The organism is Gelidibacter pelagius, from assembly GCF_017581925.1.
Taxonomy (GTDB): Bacteria; Bacteroidota; Bacteroidia; order Flavobacteriales; family Flavobacteriaceae; genus Gelidibacter; species Gelidibacter pelagius.
The window spans coordinates 276,121-294,604 of the sequence record NZ_JAGEVG010000002.1 but is presented as its reverse complement, the minus strand read 5'-3'; the positions used below and the strand labels follow the sequence as shown (position 1 = coordinate 294,604).

Here is an 18,484-nt window from a genome sequence, read left to right as displayed (position 1 = left end):
GCTATTTATTGGTTAGAAGAATTTTGTAAAACGGTCTCACTTACGACTTTAAATGCCTGTTTTAAATCGGCTTTTAAATCATCAATATGCTCCAATCCAACCGATAAACGAATTAAATCCTTGGTTGTCCCAGTAGTTTCCTGGGCCTCATCAGACAGTTGCTGGTGTGTGGTACTTGCAGGATGGATGATAAGCGATTTGCTATCGCCAATATTTGCCAACAATGAGAACAATTTGGTTTTGTCTGCAATGATTTTTGCAGCTTCGTAACCTCCAACAACACCGAAAGTCACCAGTCCACTTTTTCCTTCAGGCAGATATTGGTCGGCTAATTTTTTATAAGGACTGCTGTCCAAGCCCGGATAATTCACCCAAGTCACTTCTTCTTGTTCTTGCAACCATTTGGCCAGTTCCAATGCGTTTTTACTGTGCTGTTTGATACGCAATTCCAAAGTTTCCAAACCTTGAATAATTTGAAAAGCATTAAACGGGCTCAAAGCCGAACCATAATCGCGAAGTCCTTCAATACGCACTTTTGCAATAAACGAAGCGTTTTTCAAAACGTCGGTATAGACCAATCCATGATATCCAGGGGATGGTTCCGTAAACTCAGGGAATTTCCCGTTGGCCCAGTCAAATTTCCCAGCATCAACAATGGCACCTCCAATGGCCGTTCCATTTCCGTTTACATATTTTGTTAAAGAATGAATGACGATATCGGCTCCGTGCTCAATAGGTTTTACTAAATACGAAGTAGCCACGGTATTATCAACAAATAAAGGCACTTTGTTGGCTTTTGCTTCTTTGGAAATGGCTTTGATATCCAAGACATCCAATTTCGGATTACCTAAAGATTCAATAAAGAAAACGCGTGTATTCTCTTTTGTTGCCTTGGTAAAGTTTTCAGGATCTGAAGGATCTACAAATGTGGTTGTGATACCATGTCTTGGCAAGGTTACATTCAACAAATTATACGTGCCACCATACAAACTACTCGAAGCCACGATATGATCGCCCGCTCTTAAAAGCGTGAGCAACGATGTGGCAATTGCTGCCATTCCTGAAGATGTTACAACTGCAGCAATACCGCCATCAAGTGCGGCTAAACGCTGCTCTAAAATATCATTGGTTGGATTGTTGATTCGTGTGTAAATGTTTCCTGGTTCTGCCAGTGCAAATAAATTTGCAGCATGATCAGAATCTTTAAAAACAAAGGCTGTAGATTGGTAAATTGGTACTGCTCTGGTACCTCCATTGGACTGAACGTCGTGTCCTGCGTGCAACGCTTGGGTTGCGAATTTTTGTGTACTCATTTTTCTAATTTTTTGAGTTAATAAATGAATTAAAACAAAAGCCAATTGCGTCATCACTGACGAACCTAATAGAAAAATGTTAAAAAGAAAATTATAATTACAGATGAGTAATTACGTTTAGTTATCTATCCAATTACCTGATAAATGAATCAGCAATTAAGTAGAATTTAGCACCTTCTCCATTTCTAAAGGGTTGCTAAGGCTTCACCGGGTCTAATCCCTCTGCCTTTCTTGATAACACTTCAATAAGTTATTTGAACTTTGTGAGCACAAATATTGCAACACAAATGTTACAATTCCAAATTATTATTGAGATTTCTTTTAACCCCCCTCTATATCGCACCTCCCAAAAAAGCTCTGACACATTGTAAACATTGGCCATTCAGCAAAACAAAATAAAATAAAAAGAATTTTAAACGTTAATTTTAAATGAAAAAAAAATAAAACGATTTGCCATCCGTTTAATTTTTTTACTTTTGCCCCATAATTATTGAGAGGAAAGATTTGACTGATTGCAACCTCTTCTGAATCGGAAAAACCGAGGATGAGTTCCGCCATAATTGTGGGATAAAAATGCTAAAGGCAGTGCAAACTACCTTCGACGCGCAACGTCAAATCTTCCGTAAACTTATAATAAACAAAAGGTTATGGCATATTTATTTACTTCAGAGAGCGTTTCCGAAGGACACCCAGATAAAATAGCAGATCAAATCAGTGATGCTTTAATAGACAATTTTTTAGCCTTTGACAAGGATTCAAAAGTTGCTTGCGAAACCTTGGTTACAACCGGACAAGTTGTGCTTGCCGGCGAGGTAAAATCACAGACTTATTTAGACGTTCAAAAAATCGCTCGTGATACTATCAACAAAATTGGGTACACTAAAAGTGCTTATATGTTTGACGGCAATTCTTGTGGGGTATTCTCCGCAATTCATGAGCAATCTGAAGACATCAATAGAGGTGTTGACAGGGCAACCAAAGAAGAACAAGGCGCGGGAGACCAAGGCATGATGTTTGGTTATGCCACGACCGAAACCGAAAACTATATGCCATTGGCATTGGATCTTTCGCATCGTCTGATGATTGAATTGGCGGCATTGCGCAGAGAGAACAAGGATATTACTTACTTAAGACCAGATTCAAAAAGTCAAGTTACTATAGAATATAGCGATGATAATGTCCCACAACGCATTGATGCCATTGTGGTTTCTACCCAGCACGACGATTTCGTAAAACCGAAATCAGAAGCAAAAACTGATGTTGATGCTGCTGAAACTGAAATGTTGGAAAAAATCAGAAAAGATATTATCAGCATCTTAATTCCGAGAGTTAAGGCAGGACTCCCTGAGCACATTCAAGTGTTGTTTAATGATGATATTAGCTACCACATCAATCCTACAGGAAAATTTGTTATCGGTGGACCTCATGGCGATACTGGACTAACAGGACGAAAAATTATTGTAGACACCTATGGCGGCAAAGGCGGCCATGGTGGTGGCGCATTTAGTGGAAAAGACCCAAGCAAGGTAGATAGAAGTGCTGCTTATGCGACGCGTCATATTGCCAAAAACTTAGTCGCTGCAGGTCTTTGTGAAGAAATCTTAGTACAGGTGAGTTATGCTATTGGTGTGGTGAAACCGACCTCAATTTATGTGAATACGTATGGCACCTGTCCGTTCAACTTGACCGATGGAGAGATTGCAGAAAAAATATTTGAGATTTTTGATATGCGTCCAGCAGCCATTGAGGAGCGCTTAAAACTCCGTCAACCAATGTACAGCGAAACCGCAGCTTATGGCCATATGGGTAGAGTTAACGAAACGGTTTCCAAAACCTTTGAACAATTCAACGGCACCAAAATAACACTTGATGTGGAACTGTTTACTTGGGAAAAATTGGATTATGTGGAGAAGGTGAAAAAGGCTTTTGAAATAAATTAGAATTAAGACCACTTCGTTTTTAGAATCAAGACTTTATAAAGCATAAAAAACCTTCAACGTTTCTGTTGAAGGTTTTTTGTTTTTCTATAATGGTTTAAATTAATCCAAGCCGCCCTTACGTTCTGGTGAACGTTGTGTTGGCCATTCCATTTGTCTACCAGTACGTTCGCTTACCGGCAATATGATTTTTTCACTTGACACTTTTGTGTCATCTTCACTTGCCATATAGGCTAAAATTGCAGTCAAGATGGCGTTGCTTCTCACATCGTCAAAAACAATTTTATCATAGGTATCAAGGTTAGTGTGCCATGTATAATTCCAATATGACCAGTTCAAGGAACTCAAGTTAAATGAGGGTGCTCCAACAGCTATAAAAGAGGCATTATCAGAACCACCTCCACTTGGTGAGCCAGGGAAATCCGTTTTAATATGTTTAGTAATATCTTTCGGAACTGCATTTAACCAACGCGTCAAATAATCATAAGCATGCAAATATCCTGCACCTGATAAATTAACCACACGTCCGGTACCGTTATCTTGGTTGAACACGGCTTGGATCTTATCCATCATTTCTGGATGGTCTTCAACAAAAGCACGCGAACCATTCAAACCTTGCTCTTCACTGCCCCAATGGCCTACCAAAATGGTACGCTTAGGGTTTGGGTAAAACTTTTTCAATAAACGCATCGCTTCCATCATGACTAAAGTACCTGTACCGTTGTCAGTGGCTCCTGTACCACCATCCCAAGAATCAAAATGTGCTGAGAGAACAACATATTCGTCTGGTTTTTCGCTACCCTTTATTTGAGCAATCGTATTAAAAGTTGGTGCGACACCTAAATCTTTAGACTCCGCAACGATTTTTATCTTTGGTTTATTACCAGATTCAACTAAACGATACAGCATGCCGTAATCTTCCAATTGTATATCCACTGTTGGGATTTTTTTAGTTCTGGAAGCAAATATTTTATTGGCACCAAAACCTTTTGACCAATAAGATGAGACAATACCTGCTGCTCCAGCACTTTCCAAAGCTTCATGAATGTTACGAGTAGTATATCCTGTACGTCGCATATTAGTAAAAAACTCTCTTGTTAAAGAATCACGTTCTCTTTTCATTTTCTCAAAAGATTCCGGAGTGGCAAATTCTTCCCAGTTATAGTCTGGTCTGCCCGTAATTTGGTTTTCAGAAACCATGACAAATTTTCCTTTGACATTCTTCAGCCAATTTTTAAATTCCATCGAATCTTTCACGGTTGGAAGTGTAATCAATTCGGCAGTCACTCCTTTTGGACCTGTACTTGCGCTCCAAGCCAATTGGGTCCCAGCCAAAGACTGAATACGTGGTGATACCATATCAATATGTGTAATGCCGCGATCCCAAGCTCGCCACTCACCATATTGTTGGTTTTCTGCTGAAATCCCCCATTTTCCGTAAGTTTCTACGGCCCAATCATGTGCTTGTTTCATTTGCGGTGTTCCCACCAATCGTGGTCCAATCACATCCATTAATTGATGCCCTAAAACTTCGAGTTGGGAGTTCTCATTGGCCTCCTTAATCATGTTTTCAATGACTGCATTTTTTTCTTGTGCAGTGGCAATTAGCGTTGAACAAATCAGGAACGTCCCGAATAAAATTTTCTTCATGTTTAGTTTGTTTTATATTAAAATTTAAGGTTATGAAATTACGACTATTATTTGAGATTTTAAAGTGAGTAAATAACTCTAAAGGTCACAAATCGTGGCAGAACAAAGGTCTCTGAACTATATACTGAAATATTATTGGAGCCGTTGTTAATATTAGAATCTATATTCAATAAGTTAGAGGCTTTTAATTCATATTCCCATTTGGCATCCTTATCTTTTCTATAGGATAGACTTGCGTTCCAAGTTTGGTACGAATCTGACGGACCAACATCACTGCTTTGCTTGGTGTAGGAATAATCGGTTCTTGCGGTAAAGGCATTCCATATATAAGCATCAAATTCGATGGATGGCGCATTAGTGATAAACTTGGTCTTGTTTGTTCCTTGGTTATTATTAGTTACTCTGTACTGATATCTTAAGGTCACATTTGGAGCTTTCTTAAAATTGGTTCTTAATTCTGGTGTATAACTTTGAGAAAAACTTTCATTTATAGATCTTCTGTCTTGTATGAACTGATTGTTTTTATTGTAATTGTAATTCACACCCATACCTGCCCTCAATCTGCCATAAGTACGCTGTATACGACCAAATGCCGTTACACTTTCGTCCGCAAAGTTTGAATTGAAATAGGTGCTCGTTCTAATCACATTATCAAAATTAGTGAGTGATCTAATTTGGTCTATGTTTTTGTTGTAGTTAAGCACTGCAAAAATATTGGTGTAATTAAACAAATTGAAACTAAAGTAACGCAAACTCAAATTGTGCGATAGTGCATTCTGTAGTTCTGGCTCACCATACTGAATACTATTATAATTATTTAAAACTAAACCTTGAGCTAACCTTGTAACGTCTGTAAAAGAATTTTGCATGCTATAACGGAACGTTAAGCTTTCGCTCCTTTTGAATTGAATCAAGGTTTCAAAATCGGGTAAAATCCTAAAGGAATTGTCTTCGTAAGTTTTGCCAAATTGCGTGTTTTTATTACCATAGGCATGAAGAGAAAAGCCAGGCGTAAATGTAAATTTTCCGGATTTCAACCTGTAATGCACTCCCAAATAAATATCACTAAAGTTGTACTCCGTGTCGTTTTCATTGCGCAACAGATTCCCTTCAGCATCGGTCAAATTTGCAGTAGGATCAAAGAAAGAGCCATCATCTAAAAATTGAAAAATATTGGAGTTGAACTTTTGATTGCTCAAAATAGCTCCCAAAGTAAAATTGATATTACTAGTGGCATTCAAAATATTATAATAGTCCAATTTGGCATCGAGCTGGTTGGATTTAATTCGCCGTTCTTGATTCAGATTATATCCAAATTGATCTCTGTTCAATCCTAAACTTCCCGCAGTGTTGTCAAAAGCATCTCTTTCATTTGGAGGAGCATCGTTGTTCGTGGGATCATTTACCAAAAGCGCATTGTAAAAGGGGTCTTCGTCCTTGAGTAGATGCTGTGCTTCAAAGGCAAAAATATTTTTTTCATTCAACGTGTAGTAGTAATTCACATTTTGATGGATACTAAAAGGTTTAGCTTTATCAAATTGATCGGTATTTCCAACCACTGATGAAAATACATTATTGACTTCAGAGTCGCTCGAAATTCGACCTAAGATATCATAATCCAACTGGTTATTGACGTTGGGCTTGTACCGCGCACTGAATTTAGCCAAACCTTGATTTGTTGCTTCACGACCAGTCTCTACTTTTTCTTCGTCCGGAATCCCCAAATCTGAATCTGTATAGCGGACAAAACTTTCTTGGCGCGTTTTCAATCGATTACTATTGTATATTGCAAATCCACTAATATCCAAGGCTTTGTTGGGTGCATAACTGAAGTTGAGAGCCCCTAATTTCGATTCTATTGCTTGCGCATTTCCAAGATTGGTCAACCCCCCTAAACTGTTATCACCTAGGTTAATACGCGTTCCGCTACCGCTACTTGGACTTCTAAAACCGCCTCCAAAATTTCGAATATCACGTCCTGTAAGTGCAACTTCGCCTATATTATTGATGTCGCCAATAATGTTAATACTGTATTTAGGACTGTAATAGAACAGCTTGGGCTGCACCAAATACAGCTCATCATTTGGCGAAGGCGCAACACCTCCTCCTGCAGTTATATTACCAAACCAAAAATTCTCCTTACCTTCTTTCAATTTAATATTGATTGCGACATTGTCTTGATTGTTTTGCACACCACTTAATTGCCCAACTTCAGAATAATTTCGCAATACCTGTATTTTATCTACAGCACTTGATGGAATGTTTTTAGTAGCCAATTTTGAATCGCCATCAAAGAAATCCTTTCCGTTTACCATTAATTTATTAACAACTTTACCTTCAACTTCAATTTGTCCATCGGCATTAATTTCAACCCCTGGCAAGTTTTTCAGGACATCCTCAAGTTTTCTTTCTGTACCTTTATTAAAAGAATCGGCATTATAAGTCAAAGTGTCCCCTTTTATGGTCACGGGCATTTCATAGGTAAGTTGAATCTCGTCCAGAGTATTATCTTCTTGCATAGTGAAGTTCCTGGTAAGATCAGACTCCTTTACGGCCAAAACATCATCAACGGTTTTCATGCCAATATAACTCACCTGAACCAAGTAGGTTGTGTTTTTTGCAAGTGCCAACTTATATTCCCCCTGATCGTTGGTAATTCCGTAAGACTCCAAAGCTTTGGTCTCTTGATTAATGGCGATAACATTGGCGAGTTCCAGCGGATTACCAATACTATCTTTAACGACGCCTTCTACTTTGATTTGAGCAAATGAATGCCCTACTACTAAAAGCAGTAAAAGCGTGATGAACTTTCTCATTATAATGTATTTGATTGATTAGTTTAGGTTAGCTAATTGTATCTTAACGACGGGAGCCGCGACCTCTGCCACCGTACATTTCTTGCATTTCCTCCATTTTCTCCTTCACGATGTCGTCGTATTCCTTTTTGGTAACTACTTTACCTTTAGAAGGTGCTTTAATCTCCGTCTTGACTGTTGGATTGATTTCAATTTTTGAACACAGAATAGTGGTTCGGCCTGAATTGACTTCTAAAATCAAGCCTGGAAGGCCCCAATATTCGCCTGGACCTTGATTAACGGGAATTTGTGGTGTGTACCAAGCGGTAACAAGAATTTCTTTTGGCACTTCAATTTCATCCATGAGATTGGTTGATTTTGCTGTGTCCTTGGATTTTTCACCCTCTTTTTTCTCGTCATCTCTATTGCGTCGTCTCATATTGGCAAAGTCCAAATCGTCACCTTTTTTCACAGCGGTAGCTTTAAAACATAGGTATTGTCCAATTTGCTTCGACTCACTTTCCATTTTCCATTCCAGTTTCGGAATTGAATCCTTGATCAAAAACTGCTTCCCGAAGAATTCCTGATCCTGGATCAACTGTTGGTCTTTCACATTTTTATATTGGGCACCAGCGGCGAAACTGCCCATCATACCGCCCCATCTACCACCACCCGCGCCTGGTGCTGCCAATTTTTCTTCTTCTTTATAAATCGATTCCGTTCTATTGAAGCTTAGAATAAAAGTTTTTTCCAGCATACTTTTCATACGTTCGGCCATCATTTTCTTCTGCTGTTCGCTCATTTGCTGACCACCAAAATTACTCATATCCATAGTGGTTTTGGATTGGTAATAGGCTTTGCCTTGAAAGTCCTGGGCCATTATTGCCCCAGAAATCAAAAAGATAAAGCTGGAAAGAATTCTAATAGAGAGTGATTTCATCTTATACGTTTTATTAATAGGATGTCGTTTAAGACAACATCATTACAGTTGGACTACATAAACTCCAAATAGTAAAACCAACAAATGTTAAATTTTTCACAAAAATAACTGTAAGCAATATTAACTCCGTTCGCAACTCCTAACGCTTTTGAAGTTTAGAGGCTTTGGTTATAAGTTAATTTGCTAATTTGTGGTTTGATTTTTGTAAATTTCAATCCACAATGAAAAGCCTACTATACATTTCGTTCTTATTTTCGATAGCACTCTTTTCCCAAGAAAGAATCACTACCGAAATCGTAGGCACAATTCCCTTAAAAGCTGATCAAATCATCCATATCGATAACTTCGGAGCACTTTTTCATATCGTTGGCAACACACTCTATAAAAAAGACCCCAACCAGAACTATAGTTACAGCAATGTGCAATTGGGGACAATCACCTCAGCAAACCCCTTCAATACTTTAAAAATCAATTTGTTTTATAAAAATTTCAATACAGTTTTGATTTTGGACAATCGACTCTCTGAAATTTACAAAATCGATTTCAACGCGATCCAACCCTATAAAAACATTACCCACATTGCTACAGGATCGGATAATACCATTTGGATTTTCAATCAGGATACGCAACATTTAGAGCTTTTTGATTATAAAACCAACAAAACAAGAGCCACTACAATGCCTGTTGGGTCAAAAGTGCTGGCGCTTACAAGCAATTACAATTACAGTTGGCTGCTCACCGAAAAATTCTTGTACACCTATAATTATTTTGGAAGTACCATTGCTAAAATAAAAAATGATGGGTATAGTCAAATCGTAGAGGACAACGGCAATTTAATTATCCAACGAGATCAGAAACTTTATTTTTTGGCCAAAGACACCCCCCAACTCATCCCCATCCATCTCCCTGAATTGTTAATAAAACAGTTTTTAGTAACCAATGAAAGCTTGTATATTTACACCGATGAAACGCTTCATCAGTTCCAACTAAAAATCAGATAAATATGCATGTCGCAATCGCCGGAAATATAGGCGCTGGGAAAACCACGCTCACAAAATTATTAGCCAAACATTACAGATGGGAACCTCAATTGGAGGATGTAGTTGACAATCCGTATTTAGATGACTTTTACAATCAAATGGAACGCTGGAGTTTTAACTTGCAAGTGTATTTCTTGAATAGCCGCTTCCGCCAAGTTTTGCAGATCCGCGAAAGTGGAAAGGACATCATTCAGGACAGGACCATCTACGAAGACTCACATATTTTCGCTCCCAATCTACATGCGATGGGACTAATGACCAACAGGGATTTTGAGAATTATCGAGCCCTTTTTGAGTTGATGGAATCTTTTGTTCAAGGACCAGACTTATTAATCTACCTACGCAGCTCTATTCCTAACTTAGTCAAGCAAATCCATAGTCGCGGGAGAGAATACGAAAACTCCATCAGCATTGATTATTTAAGTCGATTGAACGAGCGTTATGAAGCCTGGATCCATGGGTATAACAAAGGAAAACTTTTAATTATTGACGTTGACAATTTAGATTTTGTTTCAAATCCTGAGGATTTAGGGAGTATTATCACTACGATTGATGCGGAAATTCATGGATTATTTTAAGACCTTATCATTTTTCTAACATTTTTTTGCGTTTAAAAGTGTAATTTTCCACCCCTGAAATATTTTAAAACAACTTTCAGGAGCTCCAGAGCGGGAGATAGACTATTGATATTAATTTATGGCCTTACCACTATATAATTCTAAATATTATCATCGTGACCTTTCGTGGTTACGCTTTAACCATCGTGTTTTGCAAGAGGTTGCAGACAAGAGGAATCCACTTTATGAACGCATCAAGTTCATGGCCATCTTTTCATCTAATTTGGATGAATTCTTCAGGGTCAGGGTTTCAGATATCAGACAAGTCAAGGATCTGGACAAGGCCCTTCGTAAAAAACTGGTCATCAAACCCAATCGCGTTCTTGCCGAAATCAAGGTACAAGTGGATTTACTTCAAGAAGAATTTGGACAGATTTTTCAGGACGAAATCATTCCTGACCTAAAGAACGAAGGCATCCATTTGATAAAATATAAAGACTTTTCAGAAGCGCAAAAGAAGGTCGCTGAAGACTATTTCGAATCCACCTTAAAATCTAAAATTGATTTTGGAAGTTCGATTTTTTCGACTAAAGAATCCGTATTTGTAGAGAATGAAAGCTCTTATATCACGGCATCCATCTCTAAAAATAAGTTTCAAGTCGTTCAAATACCAAAAGATGAGCCTCGTTTTTTTGTATTTCCCAATCATTCAGAAAGCAAAACATCACAGTCATCTTCAGAAAAAGGGGACCATTATATCACATTTATTGATGATATCATCAAATACAACCTTTACAGAGCACAACCAGAGCTCGATTTATCCTATTATGCCATAAAAATCTCGAGGGATGCTGAACTCTATATTGAAGACGAGTTTTCGGGCAACCTCATGGAAAAAATCAAGGAATCTCTTCCCATGCGCGAAACAGGTCAGGCCACTCGAGTTTTGATCGATAGACGCATGCCAGAAGATTTTCAAAAGGTTCTAAAAAAAGCATTGGACATCACCAATGTCGATGTGGTTTTAGGAGGCAGCTATCATAATTTTAGAGATTTTTTCAGCTTTCCAAACCCGACAGGTAAGAACCTCTACTTTGAAGAGTTTCCACCACTTGATCATCCAGTGACTTCAAAGTATATGTCCATGTTTGAAGCTATTGACACCAAAGATCAGCTGGTGCATTATCCGTATCAGTCTTTTGAACCTGTTATTAAGCTTTTGGAAGAGGCTGCTGAAGATCCAAAAGTGACGACCATAAAAATGACGCTTTATCGTGTTGCTGAAGAATCACGTTTAAATGATGCCATTGCCAGAGCTGCTAAAAATGGAAAAAGAGTTATAATTTTCATTGAAGTCAAGGCGCGATTTGACGAGCAGAACAATTTGAAATGGGGCGAGATTTTCAAAGAAAACGGTGCTGAAGTGATTTACAGTTACCCAGGAATTAAAGTCCATTCCAAAATAATATATATTGAACGTCAAGTTGGTGACGACGTTAAACATTACTGTTATGTCGGCACGGGGAATTTCAATGAGAATACCGCGACTTTATATACCGACTTTGGCTTGATGACCAACAATAAAAAAATTACCGAGGATCTCAATAAGTTATTCTTGGTTCTGGAAGGTGTTTTTATTGTTCCTAAGGCAAAAAAATTATTGATCTCGCCATTTAACATGCGTAACAAATTTGTGAGCCTTGTTGAAAAGGAAATCCACTTGGCGCAAGCGGGCAAAGAAGCCTATATGATCTTAAAGATGAACAGTCTTGAGGATAAAAAAATGATCAAGTTGCTTTATGAAGCCAGTAATAAGGGTGTTAAAATTAAATTATTGGTTAGAGGCATGTGCAGCTTGGTACCAGGCATAAAAGGTCAAAGCAAAAACATAAAAGTTACCAGTATTTTAGATCGGTTTTTAGAACATGGTCGCATCTATATATTTGGAAATGGCGGTGAGGAAAAAATGTATATCGGTTCTGCTGATTGGATGACACGAAATTTAACCCATCGTATCGAGGTAGTCACACCTGTTTTGGATCCTGATAACTTTAAGATTATTAGGGATGTTATTGATATTGAAATGGCGGATAATGTGAAAGCCCGAATTATTGATGCGGATCAGAAAAATGAATATGCCAAGGTGGGCAAGAAACCGGAAATTCGATCGCAATATGAGATTTATGAATATTTCAAGAGGTTGAAATCTTAGATTTTATGGAACGCTGATCTTAGGGGATTTAAGCGGTTTATTATTTCTCTTCTAATAAGATTTGAAACATGAGATTATCAGTTTAAGCTTCATCGAAATGTAGCCCATATTGAATTCAGAGAGAGTCATAAATAATCAGTGTCACCCGCCCGTGTTTAGCTGGTGACGTTGCAACTTATTCAAACCTTCAATATCAAGATCCCGCTAAGTAGCGAGATTAGTTCAACAAACTATTTTGTCTGCGCACTTCGTGGTTGTCAAAATAGGGTTTCACTAATAAACCCATTCTCCCGAGCATGTTCCATCGCTTGCTTACTACTATCTACCAGAAGCACAGGTGTGGCCTTATAATTCTCATATAAGCCTTTTACCCGAAGCATTTTCTTTTTGTGCTTGACACTTCTTAAATAAATGGCCAGAATCCGATCGGGGTGAAGTTCTGCAATTTCCAAATAGATATCCGCATCATGTTCGCCACTATCGCCAATTAAAATGAGTTTTAATTCTGGATAGGTTTTCAAAATGTTCAAGATTTCGTGTTGCTTCTGAGGCTTTTCTTTGTTTTTCTTCCGATTGAGAAATTTACCAAAATCACGAAGTAGAATTGGACCTTTTGGAAAATCGTTCTTCTTAAGAAAGAATTCAAGGTAGCGATACATATTCCAGGGACTATGGCTGACATAAAATATCGGATTTGCTTCCTCACCCGTTTTTCCTCGGTGCAAAAGATGATAAAATTCCGCAGCACCTTCCAACGGGGATCGTTTTGAAGCACGTTTCAAAAACGTATTGTAGATCACCCGCCATTTCAGTGTTGATACCAATCCTGTATGTAAAATGGTATCATCAATATCGCTCGCCACTCCAAATGAAACGTCTTTTGAATCCTGTCCCTGACTCAAACCTGGAATCAACATTTCTCCAGGAAACCGATTTTCCAATTGAATAATACGCTTGGACGTAAAGTCCTTATAAGCCACTTCAAAAGACAACCACCCTTCTTCATTGGCTAAAGCATCAAGACCTTCCACTTTTTCATCCAAAAGAAAATAGCCTTCATCATCGGTCACCGTTTCGAAAATTTGTCCGTCAGGTAATTTCAACAATAAAGCGGCGTGTCTAACCTCATCAGTTTCAAACCGTTTGTAGGCATTAATCAAAAGTTTTATGGGATGCTTACCTTCCAAATCGATAGATTCGTCTTCAAGGGCCCGACCTCTTACATACAAATGTGATGCGGTGCCATAACTTTGAAAAACGATGACCTGCAGAGGGTCTTTTTTGAATAATCCCATATTAAAAATGCCAAGTTTCAGGCCAGAGCCATAGTATTAATAAACCTCCAAGAATGGCCGCTCCAAAAAAGAGTGCCACCCATTTTGTCAATTGTTTCGTCCCCAAGATGGCGCAAAGTACAATTTTAAATAAAAAATTGGACAAGGAAGCCACTACAATCAAGCGCCAACCGAAGTTTGTATCCAGGCCGCTTCCAATGCTTTGTGAGAGGGACAAGGTTATGGCATCCTTATTTGCCAGGCCGCCTACAAAAGCTGCAATATATAAGCCTTTATCTCCTAATTCCTGTTCGGTAAATGCAACCGCCAAAAGAATAATGGCATAAATTGAACCAAACATCAAAGCACTTTTTATTTGTGCTGGATTTTCTGGTTTTGGCATTTCATCAGAAGCGCTCTGTTTATTGATGAGATAAAAAAGAACGACGGATAGGCCAATCATCAGCAAAAATAAAGCAACGATGGGTAAAACGACTTGAGATAATAGACTTGGAATGACGGCGCCTATTTCTATCATTACACGAATTAAGGACACCGTTGCCGCTGCAAAAATAACAAATGCAGAGGCCTTATGAATGTTTTTACTTTTTTTGGTGAATCTGGCGTAACTGACTGTAGTTGCAGTGCTACTTATAATTCCTCCCAAGATCCCATTGGATAAAATCCCGTATTTCTTGCCGATGAATTTATAGATAAAATATCCAATGACACTGATCCCAACAATCAGTGTCACCATAAGCCAAATATTCCGAAGATTTAACACGTCTAATGGCCCGAAGGTCCTATCTGGTAGAATGGGTAGAATAATTAAACTGATGCCTGCTAAAATCATAATGGCTGACACATCCTTATCTTCCAAATCGCCAATAAACTTGTGAAGATGATCCTTAACATATAATAAAATAGCAATGGCAGCGCCCATGATCACACCTACCACGCGATCTCCAACCACTAAGTACGCACCAATGGCAAACATTAAAAGAGCTGCCATTTCAGTGGTTTGGCCCAATGTCGGATTGTCCTGCTTTTTAAGCTTCATCATATTGGCTGTAATGAGCATCGCAGCCATCGCCAAGCCAATTAAAGGTAACACATAGGGATTGTCATATAACCGTGTCAAAAAACCAGCCACCACACCTAAAACAGATATAAGCGTAAAGGTTCTAACACCAGCAATCTGATCCTTATTATGCTTCTCACGTTGCATCCCGACCAAGAGGCCAAGACCAAAAGCAATTCCTAATGTAGTGAGGTCCTCATAATTCATAAAGACTAAGTTAGTAAAAAAACAAAAGGCTACATCATGGAGATATAGCCTTTTCTTCAGAATTTTATTACAAAAAAATTATTTTTTATTCTCAGCTTGTAATTTTGCTACAGCCGCTTTTACCTCTTCCAAAGTACCTTCCAATACACTCTCTTCTGCCATTACGTTACCATTATCTGTAAATGTCTTTGTGACGATAGCTTTAGCATTTTCAGCATCTAAAGAAATCATATCTACTTCTAAAGCGTCTGTGACGCCGTTGGTCGTTTCAACAAATTGTGTACTTGTCACCGTACTTGTAATAGCATGTCCACCTAAAATAGGGGCAATTACCAATCCGATCAAACAGGTCAACTTAATCAAAATGTTCATAGACGGTCCTGATGTATCTTTAAATGGATCTCCAACTGTATCTCCTGTAACTGCTGCCATATGCGCCTCCGAGCCCTTGTAGGTCATTTCTCCGTTGATCAACACCCCAGCCTCAAATGATTTTTTAGCATTGTCCCAGGCACCACCAGCATTATTTTGGAAAATAGCCCAAAGTACTCCACTCACGGTAACACCGGCCATATACCCACCTAACATTTCCGCAATCGCTAAGTTATTCATTCCAAAAATCATCGGTACAAAAGCAATAAGCAATGGAAAGCCAATAGTCAATAATCCTGGGAGCATCATTTCTCTTAAGGAAGCCTCTGTTGAAATAGCAACACATTTATCATATTCTGGTTTTGCTGTCCCCTCCATAATTCCAGGAATTTCTCTAAACTGACGACGAACCTCTTCTACCATCTGCATGGCTGCTTTACCAACAGCGTTCATTGCAAGAGCAGAAAACACTACGGGCACCATTCCACCAACAAATAGCATTGCTAAAACAGGTGCTTTAAATATATTGATGCCGTCAATCCCTGTAAAGGTTACATAGGCTGCAAATAACGCCAAAGACGTTAAGGCCGCAGAAGCGATAGCAAAGCCTTTTCCAGTTGCTGCTGTTGTATTTCCAACCGCATCCAAGATATCAGTACGCTCTCTTACAATAGGATCCTGTTCACTCATTTCGGCAATACCACCTGCATTATCCGCAATAGGTCCGAAGGCATCAATAGCCAACTGCATCCCTGTAGTTGCCATCATTGCCGAAGCTGCCAAAGCCACTCCATAAAATCCAGCGAAGGCATAAGATGCCCAAATGGCACCCGCAAATAATAATATTGAAGGAAAAGTAGAAATCATCCCTGTTGCCAAACCTGCAATAATGTTGGTTCCTGCACCAGTACTTGATTGTTGTACAATTTTTAAGATTGGTTTTTTACCCAATCCTGTATAAAATTCGGTAATTGATGAAATCATGGCGCCTACAAACAGTCCAACCAAAGTAGCGTAGAAGACACGCATAGAAGAAATATCTTGAAGACCTTCTCCAAAGAAATCCATTTTCATCGTTTCCGGCAACATCCAAATGACCAATACATAACAGGAGATAGCAACCAACGCAATAGACACCCAGTTTCCAAGGTTTAGTGCACCCATAACTTGAGGCTCTTTGGCATCATTGCTCTTAATTTTCACCAACATAGTTCCGATGACAGAGATGATAATACCAACACCTGCAATGGACATTGGCAATAAGATTGGTCCAATCCCACCAAAAGCATCCGTAATAGCGCCGCCCATATCTTTAATCACATAGTTTCCTAAAACCATAGCCGCCAAAACGGTTGCCACGTAGGATCCAAATAAATCGGCACCCATTCCCGCAACATCACCTACGTTATCACCTACGTTGTCCGCAATGGTTGCAGGGTTACGCGGATCATCTTCAGGGATACCAGCTTCAACTTTACCAACCAAATCGGCACCCACATCGGCTGCCTTGGTATAAATCCCACCACCAACACGTGCAAACAATGCGATACATTCTGCTCCAAGAGAGAAACCAGCAAGCGTTTCTAAAACGATGGTCATATCCATGGTGTTGGTCCAAGTGCTATCCATAAAGAACCAAAAGAAGAAAATGAAAAATGATGTCAAGCCTAGGACGGCTAAACCAGCCACTCCAAGTCCCATCACAGTACCTCCACCAAAAGACACTTTCAATGCATCTGGCAAACTTGTTTTCGCGGCTTGTGTAGTTCTAACGTTAGTTTTAGTAGCAATTTTCATCCCAATATTTCCGGCAAAAGCTGAAAATACAGCTCCAAAAATAAAAGCAATGACAATTAACCAATGGGTTGTTGGTACCACAAAAGAAACAATGGCGAGCAAAATACTCACCACGACAACAAAAATAGATAATAAGCGATATTCTGCATTTAAAAATGCGAGTGAACCTTCGTAGATATAATCTGAAATTTCTTTCATTCTACCATCTCCAGCATTCTGTTTCAAGACCCACGATTGCTTAATAAGCATGTAAATTAACCCTAAGGCTGCCATCGCAATTGGCATATAAATCATCATTGATTCCATATTATAGTATTAGATTGATTGGTTTTAAACGGGTGCTAAAGTAATAAAATCAAAGAGAAATAAAAAACCCCTTATGCTTTATAAGAGGTTCTTAAATATTATATGAAGTGAAATGTCCTAAATAGTGAAGTTTCCATTGGTTTTATGCTCACTTGTTTCATAACGGTCAACACATTTATTGACGATGTCATAAGCCACTTCAGCAGTGCCCCAACCTCCAACATCAACTTTTTTCTTTTCCAAATCTTTATAAACTTGAAAGAAATGCTCAATTTCTTTTACTTGATGCTTATTTACATCAGACAAATCGTTAAGCGTATTCCAAATAGGATCAGAAACCGGCACACAGATAATCTTTTCATCATTTCCCATTTCATCCGCCATGTGGAAAACACCAATAGGTTTTACTTCCATAACGCACATTGGAAATGTTGGTTCCGTCCCCAATACCAAAACGTCCAACGGGTCACCGTCCAAGGCTAAGGTTTCTGGAATGAAGCCATAATCGGCAGGATACATCATTGAAGAAAACAACAAACGGTCGAAGCGAATTTTCTTCAATTCAAAATCGTACTCGAATTTGTTACGGCTTCCTTTTGGTATTTCAATCAATACGTCAAATGTTTTTTTTCCTTTAGCACTCATGGTGTTTATTTATTTTAATAGCCTTCTTATTAGTGGCTTATGTTAATTGTTCTTCGATTTTTCAGGCGTGCAAAGATACGGAACGGTTTGTTATTCACAATTGAATATGGCGCTAATTTTCATTCCGAAGGTTAGAAAGCTTAAAATCTGCACATTGAACATTCAGCAAACAAACCTTTTTTAGTAAAAAAGAAGATAAATTCATTTTTTTAAAATACTATAATGAAACCCATACTTTGGCCGACCTATCACATAAACGGCATAGTTTCAGATAGGCTATATACCAATTATTGGAAAATTGAGACCGTATTTTTGTCACTGAAAATAAGGCCAAAAAAAAAAATTCTGTCCTATCGAA

The 18,484-nt window shown here is 38.6% G+C and carries 13 protein-coding genes and 1 riboswitch; of the genes, 4 read left to right on the top strand and 9 right to left on the bottom strand.

Features of this window, described 5'->3' with window-relative positions; genetic code table 11:
• Nucleotides 1–5 precede the first annotated feature (5 nt).
• Both J4051_RS02860 and J4051_RS02855 read right to left on the bottom strand, forming a co-directional pair.
• The gene (locus J4051_RS02860) at nt 6–1,313 is read right to left on the bottom strand and encodes an O-acetylhomoserine aminocarboxypropyltransferase/cysteine synthase family protein (protein WP_208232239.1); all 1,308 of its coding nucleotides are present in this window, start codon (nt 1,311–1,313) and stop codon (nt 6–8) included.
• A gap of 118 nt (nt 1,314–1,431) precedes the next feature.
• Nucleotides 1,432–1,554, bottom strand: a riboswitch (SAM riboswitch).
• Nucleotides 1,555–1,634: 80 nt separating this feature from the next.
• A complete protein-coding gene (locus J4051_RS02855; protein ID WP_208232238.1) occupies nt 1,635–1,871 on the bottom strand; it encodes a hypothetical protein in 237 nt (78 codons plus the stop codon).
• A gap of 89 nt (nt 1,872–1,960) precedes the next feature.
• Here J4051_RS02855 and metK point away from each other — a divergent pair, with 89 nt between their 5' ends.
• On the top strand, nt 1,961–3,253 hold the full coding sequence (gene metK, locus J4051_RS02850; RefSeq protein ID WP_208232237.1) for a methionine adenosyltransferase: 1,293 nt from the start codon (nt 1,961–1,963) through the stop codon (nt 3,251–3,253).
• A gap of 99 nt (nt 3,254–3,352) precedes the next feature.
• Here the strand turns inward: metK and J4051_RS02845 are convergent, their stop codons facing one another.
• Genes J4051_RS02845 through J4051_RS02835 form a run of 3 tightly spaced genes read right to left on the bottom strand, consistent with a single transcriptional unit; the run spans nt 3,353 to nt 8,635 of the window.
• Nucleotides 3,353–4,900 (bottom strand): M20/M25/M40 family metallo-hydrolase, encoded by a 1,548-nt coding sequence (locus J4051_RS02845; protein WP_208232236.1) that lies wholly within the window; start codon nt 4,898–4,900, stop codon nt 3,353–3,355.
• A gap of 59 nt (nt 4,901–4,959) precedes the next feature.
• Nucleotides 4,960–7,716 carry a TonB-dependent receptor gene (locus J4051_RS02840; RefSeq protein ID WP_208232235.1) on the bottom strand — a complete coding sequence of 919 codons (2,757 nt, stop codon included), beginning with the start codon at nt 7,714–7,716 and terminating at the stop codon, nt 4,960–4,962.
• A 43-nt stretch (nt 7,717–7,759) separates the two neighbouring features.
• Nucleotides 7,760–8,635, bottom strand: coding sequence for a GLPGLI family protein (locus J4051_RS02835; RefSeq protein ID WP_208232234.1), 876 nt, complete (start codon nt 8,633–8,635; stop codon nt 7,760–7,762).
• A 221-nt stretch (nt 8,636–8,856) separates the two neighbouring features.
• On the opposite strand from J4051_RS02835, the gene J4051_RS02830 reads away from it, so the two are divergent.
• The 3 genes from J4051_RS02830 to ppk1 all read left to right on the top strand — a co-directional run bounded on the left by J4051_RS02830 (nt 8,857) and on the right by ppk1 (nt 12,444).
• A complete protein-coding gene (locus J4051_RS02830) occupies nt 8,857–9,636 on the top strand; it encodes a hypothetical protein (RefSeq protein WP_208232233.1) in 780 nt (259 codons plus the stop codon).
• 2 nt (nt 9,637–9,638) lie between these two features.
• Nucleotides 9,639–10,253, top strand: a complete 615-nt coding sequence (locus tag J4051_RS02825; RefSeq protein WP_208232232.1) for a deoxynucleoside kinase — start codon at nt 9,639–9,641, stop codon at nt 10,251–10,253.
• Between the two features lie 118 nt (nt 10,254–10,371).
• Nucleotides 10,372–12,444 carry a polyphosphate kinase 1 gene (ppk1, locus tag J4051_RS02820; RefSeq protein WP_208232231.1) on the top strand — a complete coding sequence of 691 codons (2,073 nt, stop codon included), beginning with the start codon at nt 10,372–10,374 and terminating at the stop codon, nt 12,442–12,444.
• Nucleotides 12,445–12,701: 257 nt separating this feature from the next.
• Here ppk1 and J4051_RS02815 read toward each other — a convergent pair whose 3' ends face one another.
• The 4 genes from J4051_RS02815 to J4051_RS02800 form a co-directional block, all read right to left on the bottom strand.
• Nucleotides 12,702–13,739, bottom strand: coding sequence for an App1 family protein (locus J4051_RS02815; RefSeq protein ID WP_208232230.1), 1,038 nt, complete (start codon nt 13,737–13,739; stop codon nt 12,702–12,704).
• 1 nt (nt 13,740) lies between these two features.
• On the bottom strand, nt 13,741–15,006 hold the full coding sequence (locus J4051_RS02810) for an MgtC/SapB family protein (RefSeq protein WP_208232229.1): 1,266 nt from the start codon (nt 15,004–15,006) through the stop codon (nt 13,741–13,743).
• Between the two features lie 78 nt (nt 15,007–15,084).
• A complete protein-coding gene (locus tag J4051_RS02805) occupies nt 15,085–17,481 on the bottom strand; it encodes a sodium-translocating pyrophosphatase (protein ID WP_208232228.1) in 2,397 nt (798 codons plus the stop codon).
• 117 nt (nt 17,482–17,598) lie between these two features.
• A complete protein-coding gene (locus J4051_RS02800; protein ID WP_208232227.1) occupies nt 17,599–18,126 on the bottom strand; it encodes an inorganic diphosphatase in 528 nt (175 codons plus the stop codon).
• Nucleotides 18,127–18,484: the final 358 nt, after the last annotated feature.

What these genes read in the sequence shown, in the direction of transcription:
- J4051_RS02860 (WP_208232239.1), bottom strand. Translation starts at nt 1,313, where the DNA reads ATGAGTACACAAAAATTCGCAACCCAAGCGTTGCACGCAGGACACGAC.
- J4051_RS02855 (WP_208232238.1), bottom strand. Translation starts at nt 1,871, where the DNA reads ATGGCGGAACTCATCCTCGGTTTTTCCGATTCAGAAGAGGTTGCAATC.
- metK (WP_208232237.1), top strand. Translation starts at nt 1,961, where the DNA reads ATGGCATATTTATTTACTTCAGAGAGCGTTTCCGAAGGACACCCAGAT.
- J4051_RS02845 (WP_208232236.1), bottom strand. Translation starts at nt 4,900, where the DNA reads ATGAAGAAAATTTTATTCGGGACGTTCCTGATTTGTTCAACGCTAATT.
- J4051_RS02840 (WP_208232235.1), bottom strand. Translation starts at nt 7,716, where the DNA reads ATGAGAAAGTTCATCACGCTTTTACTGCTTTTAGTAGTAGGGCATTCA.
- J4051_RS02835 (WP_208232234.1), bottom strand. Translation starts at nt 8,635, where the DNA reads ATGAAATCACTCTCTATTAGAATTCTTTCCAGCTTTATCTTTTTGATT.
- J4051_RS02830 (WP_208232233.1), top strand. Translation starts at nt 8,857, where the DNA reads ATGAAAAGCCTACTATACATTTCGTTCTTATTTTCGATAGCACTCTTT.
- J4051_RS02825 (WP_208232232.1), top strand. Translation starts at nt 9,639, where the DNA reads ATGCATGTCGCAATCGCCGGAAATATAGGCGCTGGGAAAACCACGCTC.
- ppk1 (WP_208232231.1), top strand. Translation starts at nt 10,372, where the DNA reads ATGGCCTTACCACTATATAATTCTAAATATTATCATCGTGACCTTTCG.
- J4051_RS02815 (WP_208232230.1), bottom strand. Translation starts at nt 13,739, where the DNA reads ATGGGATTATTCAAAAAAGACCCTCTGCAGGTCATCGTTTTTCAAAGT.
- J4051_RS02810 (WP_208232229.1), bottom strand. Translation starts at nt 15,006, where the DNA reads ATGAATTATGAGGACCTCACTACATTAGGAATTGCTTTTGGTCTTGGC.
- J4051_RS02805 (WP_208232228.1), bottom strand. Translation starts at nt 17,481, where the DNA reads ATGGAATCAATGATGATTTATATGCCAATTGCGATGGCAGCCTTAGGG.
- J4051_RS02800 (WP_208232227.1), bottom strand. Translation starts at nt 18,126, where the DNA reads ATGAGTGCTAAAGGAAAAAAAACATTTGACGTATTGATTGAAATACCA.